Origin of the sequence: Jiulongibacter sediminis (assembly GCF_001306455.1) — a bacterium.
Taxonomy (GTDB): domain Bacteria; phylum Bacteroidota; class Bacteroidia; order Cytophagales; family Spirosomataceae; genus Jiulongibacter; species Jiulongibacter sediminis.
The window spans coordinates 369,018-390,362 of the sequence record NZ_LGTQ01000006.1 but is presented as its reverse complement, the minus strand read 5'-3'; the positions used below and the strand labels follow the sequence as shown (position 1 = coordinate 390,362).

Below are 21,345 nucleotides of genomic sequence, written 5' to 3'. Positions count from 1 at the left end.
TCGGCTGCAAAAGTACCTTGCTTCTATCAATTATGATAAAAGTGCCACCAGTTTTTCCAGTTCACAAGTATCTGTTTCACTGAAATCACCTAAAGCATCACTGTCTACATCTAAAACCGCAATGATTTCCTTTTCGGCATTAAATACCGGAACTACCACTTCAGATTTTGAAGTAGAAGAACATGCAATATGCCCGGGAAAAGTTTCGACATCTGGTACCAAAACGGTTTGCCCAGTGGTATAGCAATGCCCGCAAACGCCCCGACTAAAGTCTATTCTGGTACAGGCAATGGGCCCCTGAAACGGTCCAAGAACTAACACGCCGTCTTTTACCAAATAAAAGCCTACCCAGAAGAAGTCAAAGGCTTCTTTAAGGGCGGCGGCCATGTTGGCCATATTGGCTATTAAGTCTGTTTCAGCTGAAATAAGAGCTTTTATCTGAGGGAATATTTCCTGATAAATGCTTTCTCGTGAGGCTTGTTTATTGAAGTATAAGGTCTCTGCCATTGTTTACTTTACGGTCCACTGCTTTTTTATGGCCTCCATGAGTTCTCCATGGTAATTGGCCGCTACGGGCACAAATATACCCTCTGAAACCTGTACCTGGTGCCTCTCTATTTTTTTGACCTTGTGCAGGTTCACCACATTTGATTTATGTACACGCATAAAATGACTGGCTGGCAGCGTTTTAACCAGCTCTGTCATAGTCATACGTGTTACGGTTTTTTTGTCTTCTTCATGAAAAGTGAGGTAATTCCCTTCAGACTGAACAAAAAGCAGGTTTTCCAGATCTACACGTACTAAGTCATAACTGTCTTTGACAAACAAATACCTATCTGGCTCCGTCTCCGGTAATTGTTCTTTGGCCTTTTGACAAGCTTTCAAAAAGCGGGCAAAATCAAATGGTTTCACCAGATAGTCAATGGCGTTCAGGTTAAAGGCGTCTGCCCCGTATTGCGAGTAAGCCGTGGTAAAAATTATTCCCGTGTTTTCTGGTAAAAGTTGGCTTAAATCCAGGCCTGTCATATCGGGCATATTGATATCTAAAAAGACAAGCTGCACCTTTTCTGTTTTCAGAATCTCCAGGGCTTCTTTACCACTAACAAAAGTCTCTTTCAGGTCTATAAAATCTACTTTGCCTGCATGTGATTTAATCACCTCCAGAGCCATAGGTTCATCATCTATTGCAATAGCGTTTATCATAAGTCCATCTGAAGTTTTACATTATACACTCCATTCTCAGCATTTACGGACAGCAGATGCCTGTCTGGGTAATGCAATTGAAGTCTTTTACGCGTGTTTTCTAATCCTGTACCAGTACCTTTTTCAAGGTCGTTTGTAGAATGTATGCTGTTTGACAGGTCAAAGTTCAGTTGATTATTTTCAATGTGAAGTTTGAGGTCAATAAAGCTCTTTTCGTTCATGCTTATGCCGTACTTGAAGGCATTTTCAATGAAAGGAATCAATATCAAAGGAGCAATCTTAGTCTCTTCCCTTTGGTCAAAATATACTTCAGATTTGATAGATATGTTTGGCCTGTCTGGTATACGCATTTGCTGCAGATGCAGGTAATCGTTCAGAAACTGAAGCTCTTTTTCCATAGGAGAGCGACTGGTCTTGGTTTCCTCTACCACATGCCTCATAATTCTACTTAGATTTTCTATCCCGGCTGCGGTTTTAGGGCTGTCTTCTACTATGGCCTGACCGTACAGGTTATTCAGCACATTGAAGAGAAAATGAGGGTTTATCTGGGCCTTTAGAGCATTTAATTCAGCCTTGGTTTTCTGATAGCTCAGGTCTCGCAGTTGCCTGTGGCTTTGATTGACATATTTCAGTATTGAAGTCAAAACCATGATACCTATCAATAGAACTGCCGCCCAAAAATGAACCTGAAAGGCCCTGATTTCTTTTGGCAACGTCACTTTAATGCCCAATGTTAAAAAGACAAAAAATAAAACAATGACCAGCAAATAACTAAGCTTCCCTACGGTTCCGCCTCCTACAAAAAGCTCTTTGAAAATATAGGCATAGTGTAGTTTTGACAAAACAATACTCAGGGAAATTAAGCCCAGAAAGCCGAGCCAGTTTTTGATTAGTATGGTTATAAATGAAACCAGAAAAAAGCCAATTCGATACCCGTTTTGAGAGGCATTTTCGGGTAAGGCTTTTACAGGCGGGCCAGCTGAAAATTTCTCTAAAGAAGTTAAAAAAGCACCGGAACTATATATCTGCTGATAAAAACAGAACAATAATAGAGCTGTAATTACAGACAAGATGAGCATCCAGTGCTTTTTGAGATATGTAAAGGTTTTATTCAATCCTTCTTTTTATTTCTGTATTGATTTAATATCAAGCCGATTCCGGATAGGAAGAAAATTAGGGACAGATAGTAGCTATTTCCTTGCCCGAATTTATAGCCTATAAAAGTGGCAATGATAAAAAGAGAAGCCAACAGGATAATCCCAAGCCAGCTGCCGGAAGAGGTTTTGATCTCGGGCTTGTTTGAGAAAAGTACTTCCCCGTTTCTCATGATTTCTGAGGCAATCCCCGTGAACATGTTCATTGAGATTTTGACATCATAATTAACCTGCTCACCGGCCTCATTGACCTTAAAACTATGATGACCGCCACAAAAGCTTCTGATAGAAGAGACCTCTTCCCCATTGTAAAAAATACTCTCTTTGCCGGTGTAGTCATTATCGAATTCAAGTCTGGCGTTTTTGTTAATGTTAAAAGTGAAGTATTTCATGTTTGTATTTGTTTTTGATTCTGGCTCAAAACTAGGCCAGCGTCATTCCAACTTAAAATACATGTGACTTACACCTTCTCTTCTGTGATGATCTGTTGATTCTTTGTGATTTTAATATTCAATTAGTTCAGTCTTTTGTTTCCACTGTATCTGCTTCAGCTGACCTACCTGCCTCATCAAAAACAGAAGAAGCAACACAGAAACCAACATGACTCCGAAATAGGCAACGTCATTTCCAAGAATCACATAGCGGTAATTATTCTCAGCCATCACATTAAAGTCAATAAACTGCAGCAGTAATAAGTCAATAAGAAAATAGACCAAAGTACCCAGAATGACTATCTCAAAACTGCCGGTTCGATAGTAGAAAAACGTTAGAATACCTATCAATATAAACATGGCCAGTACGGTCTTTGGCTCAAAATTTATCAACGATATAAGGCAGGTAGTACCTAGGGCCACGCCCAATGAATAATTCTTAAATAAACCATGACCTATAATCCCAATCTGCAAGAAAATGAGCCCCATACTCGGTAAATGATCAAAAGATAATCTAGCTGTGCAAACTCATGAAGCAGCTCCATATCAAGAAGACCCAGTGGAACTTCTTCAACAATAGACGAAATATATCTTATGATTATGCCCACGGTAATGCCGTAAAGCAGGTTTGTACTTTTCAATCCATTAAAGCGGGGCAGTTCCCATTTATTAATGAACAAACCTACTGCTGAGATGACGATAACACCCACCAGCGTAACCACGGCCATGGTTAGCGTCATATCAACTTTATTTTCTTCGGCCATCATATAACCCGCTACTATTCCAGATATAAAATACACTACCAGTAGCAGTAAAAAAAGTAACCAGGCCTTGGCAATAGTCATGCCTTCGGGTTTGATGATCGGGGCTTTCCCTTCCACGTTAAAGTCATTTAATTACAACCTTTAAAGATGGGGATTCAAGAAAACAAAGGCAATAAAATGTGAAAAAGTCCCGACATCATGTGATTTGAATAACAGGAAGATCAAAAGGTGGGTAATTTGTCTATTTTTGCACAGCACTGAAACTATTTTTCCGGAATGATCTCCATCGTTATCCCGATTTTCAACGAAGAAGAAAATCTCAATAATCTTTACACCAGACTTACCGCTGCCGCTCCCAGCTGGCAGGAAGATTACGAAATTGTATTGGTAGATGATGGTTCTGCAGATGATTCTTTACAAATCATGACTGATTTTGCGGAGAAAGATACTCATGTTCGGGTAGTGAAACTTTCAAGGAATTTCGGGCATCAGCCTGCTATTTCTGCGGGTATACAAGAAGCTAAGGGTGACGCCGTGGTGATTATGGATGGCGATCTGCAAGATCCCCCTGAGGAACTACACCGTTTTCTGGAAAAGTGGCGAGAAGGTTATCATGTGGTGTATGCCGTGCGAACCAAACGCAAAGAAGGCTTTTTCAAAAAATTGGCCTACAGACTTTTTTACAGACTTCTGGCTGCCATTTCAGAAATTGATATTCCGCTAGATTCAGGCGATTTCTGTGTCATGGACCGCAAGGTGGTCAATGCCATTGTGAAAGAAATGCCTGAGCAGATTCGTTTTGTCCGTGGTTTAAGAGCCTATGCAGGCTTTAAACAAATAGGTGTGGAATATGAACGTGCAGAGCGGGCCGCAGGCGAGGTGAAATATACCTTCAAAAAGCTCATGGGCCTTGCCATGGATGGACTTTTTGGCTTCTCCAATGTGCCACTTCGTTTGGCCACATACTTTGGTTTTATGATTGCCATTCCCTCCTTCATCGTCGGTATTTTCTTTATTCTGCATCGTTTGATTGGTTTTAAAGTACTCGGCCATACACCCGTTGAAATTCCAGGAACCACCACCCTTACCGTGGGAATGTATTTTCTGGGAGGGGTCACGCTCATCATTCTTGGAATACTGGGCGAGTACATCGGCCGCATCTATATTGAGGTAAAAAGAAGGCCTTTCTTCGTCATTGATGAGGTGATTGAGAAGGGTGATAAATCGTAAATCGCCAATCAAAAATCCTAAATCGTTTTGCTTCGTGTACCCTCAGAAATAGCCGATGATCATTTTGAATCCCTCAAGATTCAGGAGCTGACTTTTGTGGCTTATCGAAGCGATGTATACCCTTCAAAAAACGAGGTTTTCTTTGAAGAAAATGCGGTTATCTATGTGATAGAGGGCGAAAAGAAATTCACCGGAACTTCAGAGACTATTACGGTTAAGAAAGGTGATGTGTTTTTTGTGAGAAGGGGTTATTACCTCATGTCAGAGTCCATAGACGAGTCGTACAAAAGTTTGGTTTTTTTCTTTGACGAAAACCTGATCAAAGACTTTGTCAATCAGCACCTGGAGCTTTTTCCCGAGGAAAAAATGGCAGAGAAAGAGCTTCCAACCTTGTTGATTCTCCCAACTGATGAGAAATTCGGCAAATTCGCGGAATCCGTACTCCCCTACTTCAGGTCAAAGACCAAATACCTGCATCATTTTCTCAAACTCAAATTACAGGAGTTGCTTCTTCACTTGCTGGAGTACGATAATGGCGATTTCCTGAAAGCTCTTTTGCATGAAATCTACCGTGGCGAAAAAGCCGACCTCGATTACCTGATGCAAAACTACTACCTGAAGCCGCTCACTCTAAATGAACTCGCCAGACTCTCTGGTCGTAGCCTCTCCGCCTTTAAACGTGAGTTTCAGGAAAAATTCGACAGCTCACCCGCCAGCTGGATCAGAGAAAAACGACTCAAACACGCCGCTTTTTTGTTAAAAAACAGTCCAAAGCATGTCAATGAAATCGCCGAAGAGGTAGGCTTTGAAAGTGTTTCGCACTTTATCAAAGCGTTTAAGGGGCGGTTTGGGAAGACGCCTTCCAAATACTAAAAATAGTATTAACCACCATTACCAAAAGTAATAAGGTAGCCATCAGGATCCAGGATATCAAAGTCTGTCATTTTGTAATCCCGGGTTTCCGGTGCATTCAGGATTTTCACTCCTTCGCTCAGGCATTTTTCATATATCTCCTGAACGTTATAAACGAAAATATAAAGGGAGCAGTGTTCAGATGATGGAGGATTGAAACTATCGGGTGTGCTCAGGTGAATGTTCACGCCTCCTTTTTTCAAGACCGCATAACTCACGGGCTCACCCCAATCAAATGTCTTGCTGAAACCTAATTTTTGAGTGTAAAACACTATGGACTCCTGAATATTTTTAACAGGAAAAATGGTAGCTGAATGTGAGAAATTATCTTTCATAAGTAAATCCTAATTTGACTATGAATTATTGGAATTCCAAGATCAATGGCTCTTCATACCTCTTTATGAAAACCACTTTTCTTCAAAGGGAATAACAATTACCATAGGCAGAAACTTTGCTTTTGGAATGTTCCACTTTGGTCAAGGTGATTAGCGGCCTCAGCAAATATTTAGAATTTATCTTTCAGATTCCGTGAAGTCACATTCAAAACCTCGCCATACAAAAGTTCTTAATTTGTTAAGCTAAACAATGCTCTTAGCAAGCCAGAATTCTAAATCTACTACACCCATGTTAAAAGCTTCATAAGGCGGACTCTGCTTTAGAAAAAACTCCAGCGATACCCAAAATGCCCATTTTGAGAATAGTCAAAATGGGCATTTTACATTTTTCAAGTTTAGTCTTCATTGAAGGACTAATCCCGGATAATTAAAGATTCAACTGTCTAATTTGATTCAAACGTCGCCGACCATGTTCCGGACTGATTCGAACTATCTGACCAGTTTCCTGAGTAACCACTACCATCACATCCGAAAGTTCCGGTAGCAGTTGCCGTGTAAGAACTAGCCGTGTAATGAAGTGTAAAGGAATAGTTTCCTGCTTCATCAATGGTTCCGTCTACGGTCCACTGTTGTCCTGTAGTTATGCTTTGTCCTGTGCCTGAGAATACTCCGTTCTCAGATTCCGTTATAAGCCCTTCATGCACATAATTGGAGCCGTTAATGGTATAAGTGATGATGTAGGTACCGAGTTGCCCAAACTGAACCACATCACCATGGGCTAAATGAGCTTTTAGGGAATTAGAGCTAACCTGAATCAAATGCCCATTATGGCACAAGGTTGTTTTTCCTGATTTACCAGCTCTCAGGTTCTTGGTTATAGTGCTGCCGGGCTGAGAAACGACTGCTTCAATTGAATTTTCTTTCTGACAACCGAATGCAATCAAAAGAAGAAGTAAGGGTAAGATAGTTTTCATGTTTTTAATCTTTAGGGTTATATTAACTTGATTTTAAGCCTATTAAATTTACATAATTCTTTGAATTTCAATGCTGTCTACAGCAATTTCTTTTCGAGAAAAACTTGTAAAAAGTCCATCCTAGTAGTCCGCTACCAGCTCATCAATGTATACAGCCCTGGCAGTTAACCAGTCCTTCATATTTTCTTTTTCTGTTTCAAAATCAGAACTGCCCCGCCCCCACTTTTTGAAATCTTCTCTTCGTGATTCCTTGATTTCATCAGCATATTTATCTACAAAAGATAGAAGCTTGTTGAAGTCCTGCTGCCTAAAGGTCTGCCACTTTTCTTTAAACAGTGATTTTACAGCCGGGTCGGCTGCAATTCTGCCAAAAAACGTGGTTCCCACCGCCTGCCAGTTCCAGAAAAGCGGTCGGTTTGGATTGAGATAGTGCACCTGACTTTGTTCATATGAAAAAGCCCAGTCGAAATCCCAAATAGGGCCAATGTGAAACTTCCCCTCCGCTGTTTTATACAAATAAGTGCTTTTGGGGTGGTTTATTTCTTCATTGCAGGTAAGTGTGTAAACCAGCAGGTAATTGGCCATAGCCTCTGCATCAAAATATTTCAGGTAATCATTGCCGGGGAAATCGGCCGCAAACACCCGCTTTTCAAGTTGATCGAATTCATTGGAAATTTTGTCGATCTGTGCTTGAGAGGTGATTTCTGGATGTTTGATCTGAACCGGTAGCTTGTAATGGCTGCTGAAGAAATAGTCGTCATCCGGCTCTATTATTGTATCCAGCGAAAGTAACAGGCCGTCATCGCCTACATTGACACGGTTCTCTTTCACTTCTATTTGCTCAGTAAGCGTATAGCTGCCCAGAAACTCATTGTTCAGCCAAAGATTTACCGGCTTCATGTGGTTTGTGTAGGGCATTTTCAGCAGTTGGCCTATCCCCATGGCTACGGCGTTTTGTAGCAGCGAAGGATCCAGATAATTTGCCAGCAGAACCCATCTTTTCTCTGGTTTGAGTCCTAGCAGACCGGCCTTTTCTTTCAGTTTGATTTTAAACGGTTTTTTCGGGAACGACCAGGTGGTATTTCCTCGCCCTCTTATTTCAATGTCAGCCGAAAAGCTTTCTCCGTTTTCTACGCTCAGTGTGGCATTCAGATAAGTGTCTTTTGAAGTAACCGCCTGCTTGTTTTCAGTTATTATTCTGAGGGTGGGGACAGTACTTTCTGCAACAGGCGGATCAGTGTTTTTTTGACAGCTCCACAGTAAAAACAGCAATAAAATATAGGATACTCTCTTCAGCTTATTTTGATTTTTCAGGCCTGAAAGTAAGAATTTGAGTTTACTATCTGAACTACCCTCTGGAGTAAATTAATGAATAGATTTACTTTCACCCCACCTCAATATCCGCAAATACCGGAAAATGATCAGAGCCTTCTTTTAAGGCTTTTTTCAATTCATCTGAAAGATTTGAACGATGCGGTTCGTCGTAAGGGTTTAGCACCGTGCCCTCACTGATTTGAATGCCGTTACTCACCAGAATATGATCAATCAGCACTGTAAACCAGTTTTTTGTGATGGTATCGGTAAATGAACTGGAACTGGGCGACCAACCGTACTTACCAAGTTTTGGTTTACCCAAAGCACTTTTGACAATCAGGTCGGGTTCGTAAACAGAGCCAAGTAAAATCTCAATGGCACTCTTGCCGAAACGACCTTCATAAAAATCGCTGCCCATGCCGTCGTTGATATCTCCCGTGACAATCACCTGATCTCCCTCCTGAAGCCACTTATCCATTCGCTGGCGAATGTGCATGCACTCGGCATAGAGTTTCCGGCGGTTTAGCATGGAGAGTTGCTCATATCGGGCATAATCCACATGATCAAAAATGCCTTTTGACTTGGCATGAGCCACGATCATTTTGAACAATTTCGCCTGATTATCTTTTCGCTTAATCATGGCTTCCAGTGGAGGCCTGAAATGATAATATTGCTCCTGAATGCTTTGTTCCAGTGTATCTACCAGAAAGGGTTCATCAAAACTACTTTTGCTCTCAGGGCTGTGGTTGACAATCAATTTATCGGCATCGTAAATTATACACAATTCCTGTTGTCCCCTAGAGGTAAAACCCTCCATGGTTTTATAATTGCGATGATCAAGACCAAACGTTTGCATCCAAAGATCCATCTGGCCGGAGGCCGTTTTGGTACCATTTGCGAGTGTATCCGGGCCTTCTACCACAGCCAGAATATCAAAATTTAACTCTTTCAAAACAATCGCCAACCTAACACTTTTCATGGTCAGCCTTTCGTCGTTATTCCAGGAAGATTCTGCCTTGGCTGGGTCAGGCGGCGTATTAACAGGAATGCCATTGACAAAGACATTCTTCATCCATTCCATATTGTATTCAGCCACACGTATTTTCATGATATTTTCGGTTTTTTACCAAAAGTACCTTTCTCAGCACTGCCAAAACAGGGTATAAATACGGATTCTATTTTCTGGCCTTAGCCTTGCCAATCAACCTCCTCCAACGAAAAAATTTCATGGACACTGGTTTTAAAAACCTCCGCCATTTTTAAAGCAAGAATAGTGGAAGGCACAAAGCGGCCCTTTTCAATTGAATTAATGGTTTGACGAGAAACACCAACTTTTTCAGCAAGGTCAGCCTGAGTAAGGTCTTTTTTTGCCCTTTCTACCTTAATGCTATTTTTCATCTACTCCCTGAATTTCAAAAAGTGAAAAATAGCGAACGCCAAAATCAAAGCAAGCGTGAGATACTCAAAAGCGGAGTGTGAATACCATGAGTCTGTCTCAATACTATAACCGGTTCGGTTAACAGAAAAATCTAAAAGAACGAAGATTAGACCCGCAATAGGAATGGCCAAAGCCAGGGCTTTGAATTTCAAAAGAACCACTCTTTCGTCATTCTGTTTTTCTTTTGAGAAATAGATAAAAACCATTGAAAAGGCGGCAGGAGTGCAAAAGGCCGTCAAGTCAAAAATACCAAAACTGGTAAAGCGATAAATCAAAATACCCACGGATAAAACCAATAGGGTCAGGCCAAAATATCTGAAATAATGAGGGTAATGAAATACATAATTTCTCATAATTGTCTTTTTTAAATGACTAAAAATAAATTATACTTTACATAAAGACAAGTTAAAAAGACTTTATTTTTTCATCAAAACCCCATCTTGCAGTGCAATTATGATATCAAACTTGTCGATTTCAAGACAGAAGGCTATATCATCAGTGATGTCCAGATTTTTTAATCGCTGCAAATGCGAGGCTCTTTGCATATAACCCAGAAGGTCGTCTTTGGCCACTTCATAGCCGGCTATCGCCAGATGCGTGGAATCCCCTATTATTTCAAAACCGGTGGCAAGAGCCAGAGCCCCTCCAAAAAGCACGTCTTCAAGACCTGGCCTTCCCTTCCATCCAGCAGCTAAGACTACAACATCTTTCTTTTGCTTTTGAAGGTAATTCGCGGTTGCGGTCAGGTTTCCAAAAGAAGCTGCCATTATTTCATCCGCAGCTAAAGATTTATTGACGGCCAAGGTTCCGTTTGTGGTAGTCATAGCCACTTTTTTGCCTTTGGCCAATTCGCTCATATAGCTGAACGGAGAGTTATCGAGGTCAAAACCTTCAATTTTTTGAGCGTGGCGTTCGCCACCGGCAAGCCAGCCTTGCTTCTGCAGCTCACGGCAATCGTCTACTTCTATTAGAGGTTTAATGGCTTTTACGCCTGTCGCCAAGCCAGCTACGATGCAACTTGTTGCTCTGAAAACATCCGTCACGACTACGATTTTCCCTGCTAATTCATGCTGCTGAATGAGCTCATGGGTAAGGCAAACTTCAATGGTATTCATGCCGCAAAGGTAAAGGAAGTAAACAGACTAATACAAGACAGTAATCACCTCCGCAAAACAGGCCGGCTTCTCCTGTCCTTTGATTTCAATCGTCGCATCCACAATCATTTTCAAACCCCCGTTTCTGACCTCAGAAACATGCTTTAAAAGAGCCTTTGCTCTGATTTGGCTACCGCTGGGTACGGGATTGACAAACCGAACTTTCTCCGTTCCATAATTTATACCCATCGCCGAGAATGGGGCCTGATAAACCTGACTCATAAGTTTTGGAATCAATGAAAGCGTCAGATAACCGTGAGCAATGGTTCCTTTGAAAGGGGATGATTTTGCTTTCTCTGTGTCAATATGAATCCATTGATGGTCGGCCGTTGCCTCGGCAAAAAGATCAATCATTTGCTGAGTCACTTCCACCCAGTTGCTCACGCCAATTTCTTTGCCAATAAAAGCTTTGACAGCCTCTTTTGAAGAAAAGAGCAAAGGTTGTTTCGAACTTTTCTCAATTGCAGAAACAGGCACTATTTCCGCTTCCTCTTTCGTCACCGGAATCACTACTGCCTTCCCTATCACTTTTCTATCCATTAAATCCTGTAGGGCTTGTGCTCCGTCGTCCAGCGGATATACTTTTGAGATATGAGCTTTAATTTTCCCCTCTGTGTAAAGCCGGCCTAATTCTTTGAGATTGGCTTTTGACCTCTCCGGTTCTTCTTTTGAAAAACGACTCCAGAAAACTCCGGTAATTGAGGCTCCTTTGAGTAAAGGAATATTGAGCGGTATTTGTGGAATTTCGTCATTGGCAAAGCCAACGACAAGATACCTTCCTCCCCACCCTAATGTCCGCATCGCAAGATTAGTATATTTTCCACCTACCGGGTCAAAAACGACATCAACGCCTTTGCCGTCAGTAAGTTCTTTGACTTTTGTTTTTAGCTCTTCTTTCTCATAATTGATCAGCTCGTCTGCCCCTTTTGCACGGCACGCTTCCAGTTTTTCATCGGATGATGCCGCGGCAATAACTATGGCTCCCATTATTTTCCCAAGCTCCACAGCCGCCAGACCAACACCTCCGGCAGCACCCAGAACTAGTAAGGTTTCTCCTTTTTTAAGAAACCCTCGGTCTTTTAAAGCATGAAAAGACGTGCCGTAATTATAAGAGGTAGCTGCGGCATTAATGAAGTCCATTCCGGAAATGATTGGTGAAACCATAGCTTCATCAACAATCAGCTTTTCAGCAAAACCGCCCCATTTGCAAAGCGTAAAAACCGAGTCTCCAACTTTAAATTTTTTGACTTGCTCACCCACCGCTTCAATCAGCCCTGAGACCTCCCCACCGGGAGAAAAGGGAAGCTCGGGCCTAAACTGGTACAGGTTTTGAATGATCAGGGTATCAGGGAAGTTTAAGCCGCAGGCTTTGACCGAAATGAGCACCTCATTTGCAGCGATTTGGGGCAAAGTCACCTCTTTTAGGCTAAGATTTTCCGGCTTTCCAAAAGACTCACAAACAAGGGCTTTCATAAAGAATTGGTCGATTTTATGAATGGAAAGATAGCCAATAAGACAATAATGCAGGCAGAAATTACTTATTTGAAAAAATGAAACGCATTTCTAAATATCCTTTCTTATGGTTCGTTTTGCTATGTGGAACGATATCTTTCTGTGCTGATGCACAAGAGATTAAGGTGATACGTTTCGCTGAGCTGGAGAAATTGATAAGTGAAAGCGAATCAAAGGTGACTATAGTTAATTTTTGGGCTACTTGGTGTAAACCTTGCCTAGAAGAAATACCATCTTTTAAAACCATTTCAAAAAAATATCGTCTAAAGGATGTGAACCTTCTTTTGGTGAGTTTAGATTTTGCCAAAGATGTTGAGCGGGTTAAGGCATTTGCTACTCGAAAAGATATCAGTAATCATGTAGTTTTGCTGAACGAACCCGATTATAACAGCTGGATTGACAAAATTGACCCGAAATGGTCCGGAGCTTTGCCAGCAACGGTGCTTTTGACCCAAACCGGAAAGGAGTTTTACGAGAAAAAGTTTGAGGGTGACGAACTCGAAAAAAGAGTGGGAACCTTATTGAATAATTAAATTGAGAATCAAATTTCATTGATCATGAATAAGAAAAATCTTACAATTCTAGGCCTAACGCTGGCAGTCGCCATGGTGGGCACCTTCTTTTTCAAAGGTGCTAAGGCTAAAAGTATTTTCCCGGTTGAAAATAAGACCATAGCCTTGAACCCAACAGTAGAAGACGGCTATGAAGTGGGCGACGAAGCCACAGATTTCAGCCTGAAAAATATTGATGGCAAAATGGTTTCCTTGGCTGATTTTAGTGCTGCCAAAGGTTTTATTGTGGTATTTACCTGTAACCATTGTCCTTTCTCAAAGGCTTATGAGGACAGAATCGTGGCTTTGGATGCCAAATATTCATCAAAGGGTTATCCAGTCATTGCGATTAACCCGAATGACCCAGCAGCTTATGAAGAAGACTCTTTTGAGAACATGAAGAAAAGAGCTGCAGAAAAGGGCTTTACATACCCTTATCTTTTGGATGAAAAAGGCATTGGTCAGCAATATGGTGCGGCCCGTACTCCTCATGTTTTTGTCTTGAAAAAAGAAGGTGGCAAAAATATCGTGAAATACATTGGAGCCATTGATGACTCCGCTCAGGATCCCGCCGGGGTAAGCAAGAAATACGTGGAATCCGCGGTGGATAATCTACTTCAGGACAAGCCGGTGGTAACGAAAACCACTAAAGCGATCGGTTGCTCTATTCGCTGGAGAAGTGACTCCTGATCATTGAAAATTATTGATTTTACTAGAGCCGCACTTAGGTGCGGCTCTTCTTTTTTAGTCCGACCGCATTCCCTAGTTTTGATCAAAATTTATCATATGGTTATTCCTTCCCCTCCCAATCTTTTTTCGCCTGAACGCATGAATCAGCTGATGGCTTTTGACCGGCTGCTCACCATCATGGACGACCTCCGTGAAAAATGTCCCTGGGATAAAAAACAAACCTTGGAAAGCCTTCGCCACCTGACTATAGAGGAGACTTACGAGCTTTCTGACGCTATTCTGGAAGGAGATATGCAGGAGATCAAAAAAGAGCTGGGAGATATCATGCTGCACATGGTTTTCTACTCAAAAATTGGTTCAGAAACAGGTGATTTTGATGTGTCTGAGGTGCTGCATGCGATTTCTGAAAAGCTGATTGCCCGACATCCGCATATTTATGGCGACACCAAGGTTGAAAACGACCAAGACGTAAAAGAAAACTGGGAGAAACTGAAGCTCAAAGAGAAAGGAAACAAGAGTGTATTGGGCGGCGTGCCCAATAGTTTACCAGCACTAGTCAAAGCCATGCGTATTCAGGAAAAAGCTCGTGGTGTGGGTTTCGACTGGGAAGAAAAACAGCGGGTTTGGGGCAAAGTTGAAGAGGAAATGCAGGAGTTTAAAGAGCATTTCAATGCCGAAACGGCAGAAACCATTGACGCCGAAAAAGCCGAGGCCGAGTTTGGTGATTTACTATTCTCACTGGTCAATTACGCCCGTTTCATTGACCTCAACCCTGAAACAGCACTGGAACGTACCAACAAGAAATTCATCAAACGCTTTCAATACCTGGAATCAAAAGCCAAAGACCTCAATAAAAACCTCGCAGACATGACCCTCGCCGAAATGGATGTTTTCTGGGAAGAGGCAAAGGGGATGTGAAGGACAAAAAATTTATAAAATGAATTCAATAAAGAAAAACACCCAACTCGTTTTTCTTACGAGTCTGACATTACTCATTCTCAATGACTTTTACTTTAAGCAAACCTTTCACAATACGATTACAGGAAAACTTTCAGATTTCGCCGGACTATTAATTTTTCCATGGTTCTGGAGTTTGTTTTTCAAACAAAGTAGGAGGCTTATTTATGTTGGAACAGCAGCTCTTTTTGTCCTTTGGAAGTCCGAGCTTTCAACAACGTCTATCAGTACCATAAATGAATTCTTGGGAACAAGCTTCAACCGAGTTGTGGATTTGACTGATTTACTAGCCTTGTCAGTCTTACCTTTTTCATATAAACTCTCAGAGAAATCCGGAAATCAAATAAACAAGTACAGTTTTCAATTCAAATATCTGATATCTGGATTATCCATATTTTCGTTTTTGGCGACCTCCCAACCCGAATTTGACGTTAGCCCCAACTGGGAGTTTGAAGAGTCTTATATCCTTCCTTTTAATAAAGAGGAGCTGTTAACAAAACACATGCGTTATAAATATGGAGGAACCCCCCCCGCATCAATTCTTGCACAATCTGAATTTGACATGGAGTACGAAGGAGGGACATATAGGTTTTTGTTTCGGTCATCCGTTATTGAAATTGATAGTTCAAACTCCTGGTTGACCCTTAAAGAATTGAAATCTTATTCAATTGGTGGTCAGGGTAAAAGAGATGAGCTTCAAAAAGCTACTTTTTTACAGCTTTTTGAAAAAGAGGTTATTGATTATTTGAGAGTTCATGACTCTAATCTATCCGCAGTAAGCTTCTCACCCTAAATCAATGATATATGGTACCGCTTTAAATAGTCCGAAATCGTTAACACCTGGCCATCCGACGCTCCATACGTCTCATGCGGGTTCGGTTTTTACCGTCCACTCGGGAAGCCACAGCCCAAAGAGCAGCTGGAAGCCAACCGATAATGGTAATTTGAAGAATTAAACAGAGAATACCACTCAATATTTTACCTCTCAGAAAAAAGGATAACCAGGGTACTAAAACGGCAATAAGTAACATAGCTTTTTCAAAAGTTTGAACTAAATTACCTATTGCCGAAGGTCTTGTAAACTAAATTTTGATGAGCGGTTAAAAACCTACCAACTAGTTTTTAACAAGTAGTTGAGCCTGTCCACCGGACTCTGTGAGTTGAAAACTACAGTTTCACCTCACAGCCTCCATTAGCTCCAGACTTGAGAACGGCCTCTACTACACGAATGTCTCTCAAACCTTCCTCGCCCGGAGCGATGTACGGCTTATTATTCAAAATCGCTAAGGCATCATCATCTAGCTGAAGGGGCTGCTGACGGTCCACAGGAGTATAGATTTCTGTACCATCTGACATACTTCCCCGGTTTCCGCCGTAGCCGGTTTGAGGCTCCATTTTAAGCCAGCCTTTTTCGTAATTGACCTGAAGGTAATTCATATTGACCCCAAAGCTTGAGTGACAAGTGGCCATTGCTCCGCTTGGGAACTCCAGAATATACATAGCCGTCTCTTCCACCTCATGGTAGATATCTGGTCGTGTAGTCATGGTATGAGCTTTCACAGTGATCGGCTCCTCTCCTGTGGCCAAACGAGCACCCTGAATAGCATAAACACCCATATCGCCCATTACACCCCCACCCATGGCTTTGCTTTGTTTCCAGTGGGTTGTACGACCTTCAAAATAACCAGCTGCCGAATTGACCATCCTCACCTTTCCAAACCTCTGCTCTTTGACAACCTTTTGATAGGCCTGAATGTTGGGATCATGCTGACATCGGTAGCCAATCGCCAAGCTTACTTTGTTTTTATTGCAGGCATCTATCATAGCCTGGCAGTCGGTAACAGAAGGAGCCATTGGTTTTTCACACCAGATATGTTTGCCGGTTTCGGCTCCTCTAACCGTATATTCACGGTGCATGGAAGGCGGCAAAACCACATAAATCACATCAATATCAGGATTATTCGCTATCGATTCATAGCTGTCATAGTTATAGATATTCTTATCCGCGATACCATATTTCTCTTGCCAGGTGGGGACTTTTTCCGGTGAGCCGGTGACTATACCTTTGAGCTCACAATGCTTCGTTTTTTGAAGAGCCGGGGCCAGTAAATCAGTGCTGTAGTAGCCCAAACCTACTAAGGCTATACCCAGTTTATCCTTCTTTGGTCGGGTAGCTGCCAATAAAACATTGGGAGAAAATGCCGCGGCTGTAGCAGCTATGGCCGAATTTTTGACGAAATTTCTACGGTTAATGTCCATGGGTTGATTTTGTTTTTTGATTCTAAAGTACAATGTAATCGGTTGCATTTCAATTGTCAAAGAACTTAAATAATGTCAAATCAGGAATTTTGAAGATCAAGATGCATATTGGTCGCATGTCAGAAAAGAAATTGAAAATTATAGGCAGGCATGAAAAAGCCTGTCTCCCCGAGATTGGTTTGCAAGGCATTGTTGTAAAGACAGATACGGGTGCTTACACCTCTAGTTTGCATTGTAAAAGAGCTGTACCGAAAGACAATAGATTAATTTGTGAATTTCTTAATCCACATGATGATGAAGATTCGGTGAAAAAAGTGACATTTGCGGCCTTCAAAAAAAGAAAGGTCAAAAGCTCAAACGGGCAAATGGAGGAGCGGTACTCAGTTCAAACCAAAATAAAACTGGGCCATGAAATTTACCCCATAGAAGTTACGCTGACAGACCGCCATGAGATGAAATACCCTATGCTGCTGGGACGTAAGTTTTTGAACAAAAAGTTTGTGGTTGACGTATCTCAAAAAAATAGTTTAACAAAAAATTAAGGGGGCAAGCCCTTTTGGAAGATAACATATCAATGAAAATTGCAATTCTATCAAGAAACCCATCACTTTACTCAACAGCCAGACTTAAAGAAGCCGGAGAGAAAAGAGGCCATGAAATGCTGGTCATAAACCCTCTCAAATGTGACCTTGTCATTGAGAAAAAAAAGCCTCAGATATTTTATAACGGTCACTTATTGGAAGGCATTGACGCCATTATTCCACGTATTGGAGCATCCGTAACTTTTTACGGAACGGCTGTGGTACGTCAGTTTGAGATGATGAAAACCTTTACCACTGTTGAGTCTCAGGCGTTGGTTCGTTCCCGTGATAAACTGAGAAGCCTTCAGGTATTGGCCAGAGCGGGGCTGGGTTTACCCAAGACAGTGTTTACCAATTATTCCAAGGACACTGAAGCACTCATTAAAAAAGTAGGAGGAGCCCCTTGTATCATTAAACTTTTAGAGGGTACTCAAGGTGTTGGAGTCATTCTGGCCGAGACAAAAAGTGCCGCCACCTCTGTTCTTGACGCCTTTCAGGGTTTGCAAGCCCGTGTGATTGTTCAGGAGTTTATCAAAGAGGCCAATGGCTCAGATATCAGGGCGTTTGTGGTCGATGGCGTGGTCGTAGGTGCAATGAAACGTCAAGGCAAAGAAGGCGAATTCAGATCTAATCTTCACCGGGGTGGCACAGCCGAAATTGTGGAGCTTAGCGAAGAAGAAGAGAATGCAGCTCTCAAAGCGGCCAGAGTTTTAGGACTCGGTGTTGCCGGGGTAGATATGCTTCGGTCAAATAACGGCCCAAAAATTATGGAAGTTAATTCTTCACCAGGTCTGGAGGGGATTGAAAAAGCAACCGAAAAAGACATTGCCAAGGCCATTATCCGCTACATCGAAAGACATGTAGACTAACCTTTGTTAATGAATTGATTCAGCAGAGGGCCGGTTTCGCAATTTATTCTGTATCGAATTAAATCAAGATGAATTTTACCGTTTAATAGCCCATCTGATAACAGAGGCGAAAAAATTAAATCAACTGTTCTTTCTGATTTCTTTACACTAATTGCTGAAAAACATAGAGCATTTCTGTGGCTATTTGCCGACAGCGTAAATCATACATTTCTGTTTCCTGCGGTGTATCATCAAATTCCTTAGGGTCTTCATACCTAACGGGGAAACGTGCATCCGCTTCCGGAATAAAAGGACAGTTTTCGTCGGCATGCGAGCAAGTCATTACCGCAGCATAGGGTTCTTTTCCATTTGCATCATCATCAAACTTCTTTGAAAAACAGACTAACGGTTGAGCTTCTTGTGAAAAGAACACTTGGTATTTCGGATTATCTCCCCCAGGATTTTGAACTTCAAACCCGGCAGTTTCAATGGCTTTCACAGCTCTGGGATTGAATGCTGTAGCCTCGGTTCCACCAGAAAGTGTTTCAATACCCTCAATGCCCTGATAAGCTGCGGCTGTGGCTGCCCATATCATGGTTAAATGACTCCTGCGACTGTTGTGGGTACATATGAAATTGAGTCGAACCTTTTGACTTTCAGCCCTCTTTTCCTGAATGTAATTTCGCAACTCCAACAAAACAGGTATTCTGGTTTCAGGAATTTCATTGACATCCAGACCTTTAATATAGTTTTCAAGCTTTGGCAGCAATTTCATATTACGTTGTATTCTTTCCCGCAAAAATCTACGAAATTGAGAGGATTTCAAAGCAGGTTGATTGAATTGAAACTACCGAATTCATAAATTATGATTTGACCTAATTTAATAACATGATCGTCAACAGGGAATAAGCTCAACAGCTACTTTACTTTTGCGGCAAAATCAGCGAACAAATTGACCAAAGGAATTTATATAGCCACCACAGAAGATCATAGCGGGAAATCGCTTCTTTCGCTCGGTCTTATGCATACATTGCTGGGTAAAATGCCCAAAGTAGCGTTCTTTAGGCCCATTGTCCATAATACTGAGGACGACCACCATACTCAGATCATGAAAAGCCAGTTTGATCTGCCATATAAAATACATGAACTAACAGGTCTCAGCCGGAAAACTCTGGTAGAAATGCTCAATCAGGATAAACTGGGAGAGGTGATTGACACCATGATTGCCAAATACAAATGGCTGGAAGACCAATCGGATTTTGTTTTGGTAGAAGGTACTGATTTCGCTGGTGAGGGTAGTTTGGTGGAACTTGATCTTAATGTGCTCATTGCCAAAAACCTTGGACTGCCCGTGGTACTCATTGGCAATGGCAAAGATAAATCAGCAAAAGATCTGAAATCCGCCATGCAAATGGCCTATAAATCTTACGAGAAACAAGAAGTGCCTGTGCTGGCGGTAATCAGCAATAAAGTCAAACCCGAGAATCTTTACGATACGCAAAAGGCGATTCAGAAATTTTTACCGCCTGAGGCGGAATCTTTTGTTGTTCCTCAAAACGAGAGTCTTTCAAAGCCCACTATGCGGGAAATTGTGGAGGTACTGCAGGCCAAAATTCTCTTTGGTCATGACTACCTTGAAAACAAGGTCGGCTCGTTTGGCGTGGGTGCCATGCAATTGCGGAATTACCTGATTCAGATCAAAGAAGACAACATGGTGATTACGCCTGGCGATCGTGCCGATTTGATTTTGGGAGCCCTTCAGGCAAACATCTCTAAAAATTATCCGAAAATGGCGGGTATCGTTTTGACCGGCGGACTAATTCCAGAAGAACCCATCATCAAACTCATTGAAGGCTTAAAAATCAACCTACCGATTGTTTCGGTGGAAGACGGAACCTTCCAAGTAGCAAATAAAGTGGGTGATGTGAAAGCCAATATTTATGCCTACAGTGAAGACAAAATCAGAACGAGCATTGAGCTTTTTGAGGAATATGTACCCATCACGGGCCTGATTGAGAAATTTACCCATTTTGAAAATAAGCTCCTGACACCTCGCATGTTTCAGTATAACATGGTAAAGCGGGCTCAGGCTTCCAGAAAGCATATTGTTTTGCCGGAGGGCAATGATGAACGTATCTTGAGAGCTACAGCCCTTCTTGTCAATAAAGACCTCGTTGATATTACTTTGCTCGGGAATCCTGATAAAATCAAGTCAAAAACTTTAGCCTTAGGGCTTGATTTAAACTTTGACAAAGTCAATATCATTGACCCGCTACATTCGGAGCTTTTTGAGGATTTTGTGGAAACCATTTACACTTTGCGAAAGCATAAAAAAATCAATCTGGATATCGCCCGGGACCTCATGTCTGACGTCTCTTATTTCGGCACCATGATGATTTATAAAGGACTTGCTGACGGGATGGTCTCCGGGGCCGTGCATACAACGCAGCATACCATCAGGCCTGCTTTGCAATTCATCAAGACGAAACCTGGCTCAAAAGTCGTTTCTTCGATATTTTTTATGTGTCTTGAAGATAGAGTATCTGTTTTTGGCGATTGTGCGATCAATCCAAATCCTACCGCAGAGGAGTTAGCTGAAATTGCGATTTCTTCGGCAGATAGTGCTCAGGCTTTCGGGATAGAACCTAAAGTGGCTATGCTCTCCTACTCTTCAGGCAGTTCAGGAAAAGGTGAAGATGTAGACCGCGTTCGCGAAGCAACAGCTCTTGTCAAAGCCAAACGACCAGACCTGAAAGTGGAGGGCCCTATTCAATATGATGCCGCTGTAGACCCCGCTGTGGGCCGCAGTAAAATGCCGGATTCAGAGGTGGCAGGTCAAGCCAGTGTGCTTATTTTCCCAGATTTAAATACCGGAAATAATACCTATAAAGCTGTTCAACGGGAAACCGGAGCTTTGGCGATCGGGCCAATGCTTCAGGGACTGAATAAACCCGTGAACGATCTAAGCCGAGGGTGCACTGTCGATGATATTTTCAATACCGTAATTATTACCGCCATTCAGGCTCAGGGAATCTGAT

At 41.9% G+C, this 21,345-nt stretch carries 26 protein-coding genes; 9 read left to right on the top strand and 17 right to left on the bottom strand.

What is annotated here, in order from left to right; genetic code table 11:
- Nucleotides 1-30 precede the first annotated feature (30 nt).
- The 6 genes from msrC to AFM12_RS07555 all read right to left on the bottom strand — a co-directional run bounded on the left by msrC (nucleotide 31) and on the right by AFM12_RS07555 (nucleotide 3,669).
- On the bottom strand, nucleotides 31-507 hold the full coding sequence (gene msrC / locus AFM12_RS07580; RefSeq protein ID WP_055146150.1) for a free L-methionine (R)-S-oxide reductase MsrC: 477 nt from the start codon (nucleotides 505-507) through the stop codon (nucleotides 31-33).
- A 3-nt stretch (nucleotides 508-510) separates the two neighbouring features.
- A complete protein-coding gene (locus AFM12_RS07575) occupies nucleotides 511-1,203 on the bottom strand; it encodes a LytR/AlgR family response regulator transcription factor (protein ID WP_055146147.1) in 693 nt (230 codons plus the stop codon).
- Nucleotides 1,200-2,318, bottom strand: a complete 1,119-nt coding sequence (locus AFM12_RS07570) for a sensor histidine kinase (RefSeq protein ID WP_131458250.1) — start codon at nucleotides 2,316-2,318, stop codon at nucleotides 1,200-1,202. The genes AFM12_RS07575 and AFM12_RS07570 overlap by 4 nt, the downstream gene beginning before the upstream one ends.
- Nucleotides 2,315-2,749, bottom strand: coding sequence for a hypothetical protein (locus AFM12_RS07565; RefSeq protein ID WP_055146141.1), 435 nt, complete (start codon nucleotides 2,747-2,749; stop codon nucleotides 2,315-2,317). Before AFM12_RS07565 ends, AFM12_RS07570 begins: the two co-directional genes overlap by 4 nt.
- Nucleotides 2,750-2,860: 111 nt before the next feature.
- Nucleotides 2,861-3,148 carry a hypothetical protein gene (locus AFM12_RS07560; protein WP_131458248.1) on the bottom strand — a complete coding sequence of 96 codons (288 nt, stop codon included), beginning with the start codon at nucleotides 3,146-3,148 and terminating at the stop codon, nucleotides 2,861-2,863.
- Between the two features lie 95 nt (nucleotides 3,149-3,243).
- Nucleotides 3,244-3,669 (bottom strand): hypothetical protein, encoded by a 426-nt coding sequence (locus tag AFM12_RS07555; RefSeq protein ID WP_055146135.1) that lies wholly within the window; start codon nucleotides 3,667-3,669, stop codon nucleotides 3,244-3,246.
- 159 nt (nucleotides 3,670-3,828) lie between these two features.
- Between AFM12_RS07555 and AFM12_RS07550 the strand changes: the two genes are divergently transcribed.
- Together AFM12_RS07550 and AFM12_RS07545 are read left to right on the top strand one after the other, a co-directional pair.
- On the top strand, nucleotides 3,829-4,782 hold the full coding sequence (locus AFM12_RS07550) for a glycosyltransferase family 2 protein (protein ID WP_055146132.1): 954 nt from the start codon (nucleotides 3,829-3,831) through the stop codon (nucleotides 4,780-4,782).
- A 27-nt stretch (nucleotides 4,783-4,809) separates the two neighbouring features.
- Nucleotides 4,810-5,655: an AraC family transcriptional regulator gene (locus AFM12_RS07545; RefSeq protein ID WP_055146129.1), complete on the top strand. Its 846-nt coding sequence runs from the start codon at nucleotides 4,810-4,812 to the stop codon at nucleotides 5,653-5,655.
- A gap of 8 nt (nucleotides 5,656-5,663) precedes the next feature.
- On the opposite strand, the gene AFM12_RS07540 is transcribed toward AFM12_RS07545, so the two are convergent.
- From AFM12_RS07540 to AFM12_RS07505, 8 genes are all read right to left on the bottom strand, one after another.
- Entirely contained in the window at nucleotides 5,664-6,029 is a 366-nt protein-coding gene (locus AFM12_RS07540; RefSeq protein ID WP_055146126.1) for a DUF8817 family protein, read from the bottom strand.
- Between the two features lie 443 nt (nucleotides 6,030-6,472).
- Nucleotides 6,473-7,003 (bottom strand): hypothetical protein, encoded by a 531-nt coding sequence (locus tag AFM12_RS07535; protein WP_055146123.1) that lies wholly within the window; start codon nucleotides 7,001-7,003, stop codon nucleotides 6,473-6,475.
- A gap of 120 nt (nucleotides 7,004-7,123) precedes the next feature.
- Complete coding sequence (locus AFM12_RS07530; RefSeq protein WP_055146120.1) at nucleotides 7,124-8,275, bottom strand: CotH kinase family protein; 1,152 nt, start codon at nucleotides 8,273-8,275, stop codon at nucleotides 7,124-7,126.
- A 112-nt stretch (nucleotides 8,276-8,387) separates the two neighbouring features.
- Nucleotides 8,388-9,425: an endonuclease/exonuclease/phosphatase family protein gene (locus AFM12_RS07525; protein WP_055146117.1), complete on the bottom strand. Its 1,038-nt coding sequence runs from the start codon at nucleotides 9,423-9,425 to the stop codon at nucleotides 8,388-8,390.
- An 80-nt stretch (nucleotides 9,426-9,505) separates the two neighbouring features.
- Nucleotides 9,506-9,715, bottom strand: coding sequence for a helix-turn-helix transcriptional regulator (locus tag AFM12_RS07520; protein ID WP_055146114.1), 210 nt, complete (start codon nucleotides 9,713-9,715; stop codon nucleotides 9,506-9,508).
- Nucleotides 9,716-10,108, bottom strand: a complete 393-nt coding sequence (locus AFM12_RS07515) for a hypothetical protein (RefSeq protein ID WP_055146111.1) — start codon at nucleotides 10,106-10,108, stop codon at nucleotides 9,716-9,718. It abuts the gene before it with no gap.
- Nucleotides 10,109-10,171: 63 nt separating this feature from the next.
- Complete coding sequence (locus AFM12_RS07510; RefSeq protein ID WP_055146108.1) at nucleotides 10,172-10,870, bottom strand: 2-phosphosulfolactate phosphatase; 699 nt, start codon at nucleotides 10,868-10,870, stop codon at nucleotides 10,172-10,174.
- 27 nt (nucleotides 10,871-10,897) lie between these two features.
- On the bottom strand, nucleotides 10,898-12,382 hold the full coding sequence (locus tag AFM12_RS07505; RefSeq protein ID WP_055146105.1) for a zinc-binding dehydrogenase: 1,485 nt from the start codon (nucleotides 12,380-12,382) through the stop codon (nucleotides 10,898-10,900).
- A gap of 77 nt (nucleotides 12,383-12,459) precedes the next feature.
- Between AFM12_RS07505 and AFM12_RS07500 the strand changes: the two genes are divergently transcribed.
- From AFM12_RS07500 to AFM12_RS07485, 4 genes are all read left to right on the top strand, one after another.
- Nucleotides 12,460-12,954, top strand: a complete 495-nt coding sequence (locus tag AFM12_RS07500; protein WP_055146102.1) for a TlpA family protein disulfide reductase — start codon at nucleotides 12,460-12,462, stop codon at nucleotides 12,952-12,954.
- A 24-nt stretch (nucleotides 12,955-12,978) separates the two neighbouring features.
- Nucleotides 12,979-13,662 carry a thioredoxin family protein gene (locus AFM12_RS07495; RefSeq protein WP_082391236.1) on the top strand — a complete coding sequence of 228 codons (684 nt, stop codon included), beginning with the start codon at nucleotides 12,979-12,981 and terminating at the stop codon, nucleotides 13,660-13,662.
- 138 nt (nucleotides 13,663-13,800) lie between these two features.
- Entirely contained in the window at nucleotides 13,801-14,580 is a 780-nt protein-coding gene (gene mazG, locus AFM12_RS07490) for a nucleoside triphosphate pyrophosphohydrolase (RefSeq protein ID WP_229308471.1), read from the top strand.
- A 19-nt stretch (nucleotides 14,581-14,599) separates the two neighbouring features.
- On the top strand, nucleotides 14,600-15,412 hold the full coding sequence (locus tag AFM12_RS07485) for a hypothetical protein (protein WP_055146099.1): 813 nt from the start codon (nucleotides 14,600-14,602) through the stop codon (nucleotides 15,410-15,412).
- Between the two features lie 40 nt (nucleotides 15,413-15,452).
- Here the strand turns inward: AFM12_RS07485 and AFM12_RS07480 are convergent, their stop codons facing one another.
- The gene (locus AFM12_RS07480; RefSeq protein WP_055146096.1) at nucleotides 15,453-15,650 is read right to left on the bottom strand and encodes a YqaE/Pmp3 family membrane protein; all 198 of its coding nucleotides are present in this window, start codon (nucleotides 15,648-15,650) and stop codon (nucleotides 15,453-15,455) included.
- A gap of 136 nt (nucleotides 15,651-15,786) precedes the next feature.
- Nucleotides 15,787-16,878, bottom strand: a complete 1,092-nt coding sequence (locus tag AFM12_RS07475) for a Gfo/Idh/MocA family protein (RefSeq protein WP_055147800.1) — start codon at nucleotides 16,876-16,878, stop codon at nucleotides 15,787-15,789.
- A gap of 53 nt (nucleotides 16,879-16,931) precedes the next feature.
- Between AFM12_RS07475 and AFM12_RS07470 the strand changes: the two genes are divergently transcribed.
- Nucleotides 16,932-17,420 (top strand): ATP-dependent zinc protease family protein, encoded by a 489-nt coding sequence (locus tag AFM12_RS07470; protein WP_216598500.1) that lies wholly within the window; start codon nucleotides 16,932-16,934, stop codon nucleotides 17,418-17,420.
- Between the two features lie 32 nt (nucleotides 17,421-17,452).
- Nucleotides 17,453-18,328: a 30S ribosomal protein S6--L-glutamate ligase gene (rimK, locus tag AFM12_RS07465; RefSeq protein ID WP_055146090.1), complete on the top strand. Its 876-nt coding sequence runs from the start codon at nucleotides 17,453-17,455 to the stop codon at nucleotides 18,326-18,328.
- Between the two features lie 142 nt (nucleotides 18,329-18,470).
- Here rimK and AFM12_RS07460 read toward each other — a convergent pair whose 3' ends face one another.
- A complete protein-coding gene (locus AFM12_RS07460; protein ID WP_055146087.1) occupies nucleotides 18,471-19,082 on the bottom strand; it encodes an arsenate-mycothiol transferase ArsC in 612 nt (203 codons plus the stop codon).
- 177 nt (nucleotides 19,083-19,259) lie between these two features.
- On the opposite strand from AFM12_RS07460, the gene pta reads away from it, so the two are divergent.
- On the top strand, nucleotides 19,260-21,344 hold the full coding sequence (pta, locus tag AFM12_RS07455; RefSeq protein ID WP_055146084.1) for a phosphate acetyltransferase: 2,085 nt from the start codon (nucleotides 19,260-19,262) through the stop codon (nucleotides 21,342-21,344).
- Nucleotide 21,345: the final 1 nt, after the last annotated feature.

Excerpts from the sequence above, each read along its gene's own strand:
- msrC (WP_055146150.1), bottom strand. The coding sequence starts at position 507 with ATGGCAGAGACCTTATACTTCAATAAACAAGCCTCACGAGAAAGCATT.
- AFM12_RS07575 (WP_055146147.1), bottom strand. The coding sequence starts at position 1,203 with ATGATAAACGCTATTGCAATAGATGATGAACCTATGGCTCTGGAGGTG.
- AFM12_RS07565 (WP_055146141.1), bottom strand. The coding sequence starts at position 2,749 with ATGAAATACTTCACTTTTAACATTAACAAAAACGCCAGACTTGAATTC.
- AFM12_RS07560 (WP_131458248.1), bottom strand. The coding sequence starts at position 3,148 with ATGTTTATATTGATAGGTATTCTAACGTTTTTCTACTATCGAACCGGC.
- AFM12_RS07550 (WP_055146132.1), top strand. The coding sequence starts at position 3,829 with ATGATCTCCATCGTTATCCCGATTTTCAACGAAGAAGAAAATCTCAAT.
- AFM12_RS07540 (WP_055146126.1), bottom strand. The coding sequence starts at position 6,029 with ATGAAAGATAATTTCTCACATTCAGCTACCATTTTTCCTGTTAAAAAT.
- AFM12_RS07535 (WP_055146123.1), bottom strand. The coding sequence starts at position 7,003 with ATGAAAACTATCTTACCCTTACTTCTTCTTTTGATTGCATTCGGTTGT.
- AFM12_RS07525 (WP_055146117.1), bottom strand. The coding sequence starts at position 9,425 with ATGAAAATACGTGTGGCTGAATACAATATGGAATGGATGAAGAATGTC.
- AFM12_RS07520 (WP_055146114.1), bottom strand. The coding sequence starts at position 9,715 with ATGAAAAATAGCATTAAGGTAGAAAGGGCAAAAAAAGACCTTACTCAG.
- AFM12_RS07515 (WP_055146111.1), bottom strand. The coding sequence starts at position 10,108 with ATGAGAAATTATGTATTTCATTACCCTCATTATTTCAGATATTTTGGC.
- AFM12_RS07510 (WP_055146108.1), bottom strand. The coding sequence starts at position 10,870 with ATGAATACCATTGAAGTTTGCCTTACCCATGAGCTCATTCAGCAGCAT.
- AFM12_RS07505 (WP_055146105.1), bottom strand. The coding sequence starts at position 12,382 with ATGAAAGCCCTTGTTTGTGAGTCTTTTGGAAAGCCGGAAAATCTTAGC.
- AFM12_RS07500 (WP_055146102.1), top strand. The coding sequence starts at position 12,460 with ATGAAACGCATTTCTAAATATCCTTTCTTATGGTTCGTTTTGCTATGT.
- AFM12_RS07495 (WP_082391236.1), top strand. The coding sequence starts at position 12,979 with ATGAATAAGAAAAATCTTACAATTCTAGGCCTAACGCTGGCAGTCGCC.
- mazG (WP_229308471.1), top strand. The coding sequence starts at position 13,801 with ATGAATCAGCTGATGGCTTTTGACCGGCTGCTCACCATCATGGACGAC.
- AFM12_RS07485 (WP_055146099.1), top strand. The coding sequence starts at position 14,600 with ATGAATTCAATAAAGAAAAACACCCAACTCGTTTTTCTTACGAGTCTG.
- AFM12_RS07480 (WP_055146096.1), bottom strand. The coding sequence starts at position 15,650 with ATGTTACTTATTGCCGTTTTAGTACCCTGGTTATCCTTTTTTCTGAGA.
- AFM12_RS07475 (WP_055147800.1), bottom strand. The coding sequence starts at position 16,878 with ATGGACATTAACCGTAGAAATTTCGTCAAAAATTCGGCCATAGCTGCT.
- rimK (WP_055146090.1), top strand. The coding sequence starts at position 17,453 with ATGAAAATTGCAATTCTATCAAGAAACCCATCACTTTACTCAACAGCC.
- AFM12_RS07460 (WP_055146087.1), bottom strand. The coding sequence starts at position 19,082 with ATGAAATTGCTGCCAAAGCTTGAAAACTATATTAAAGGTCTGGATGTC.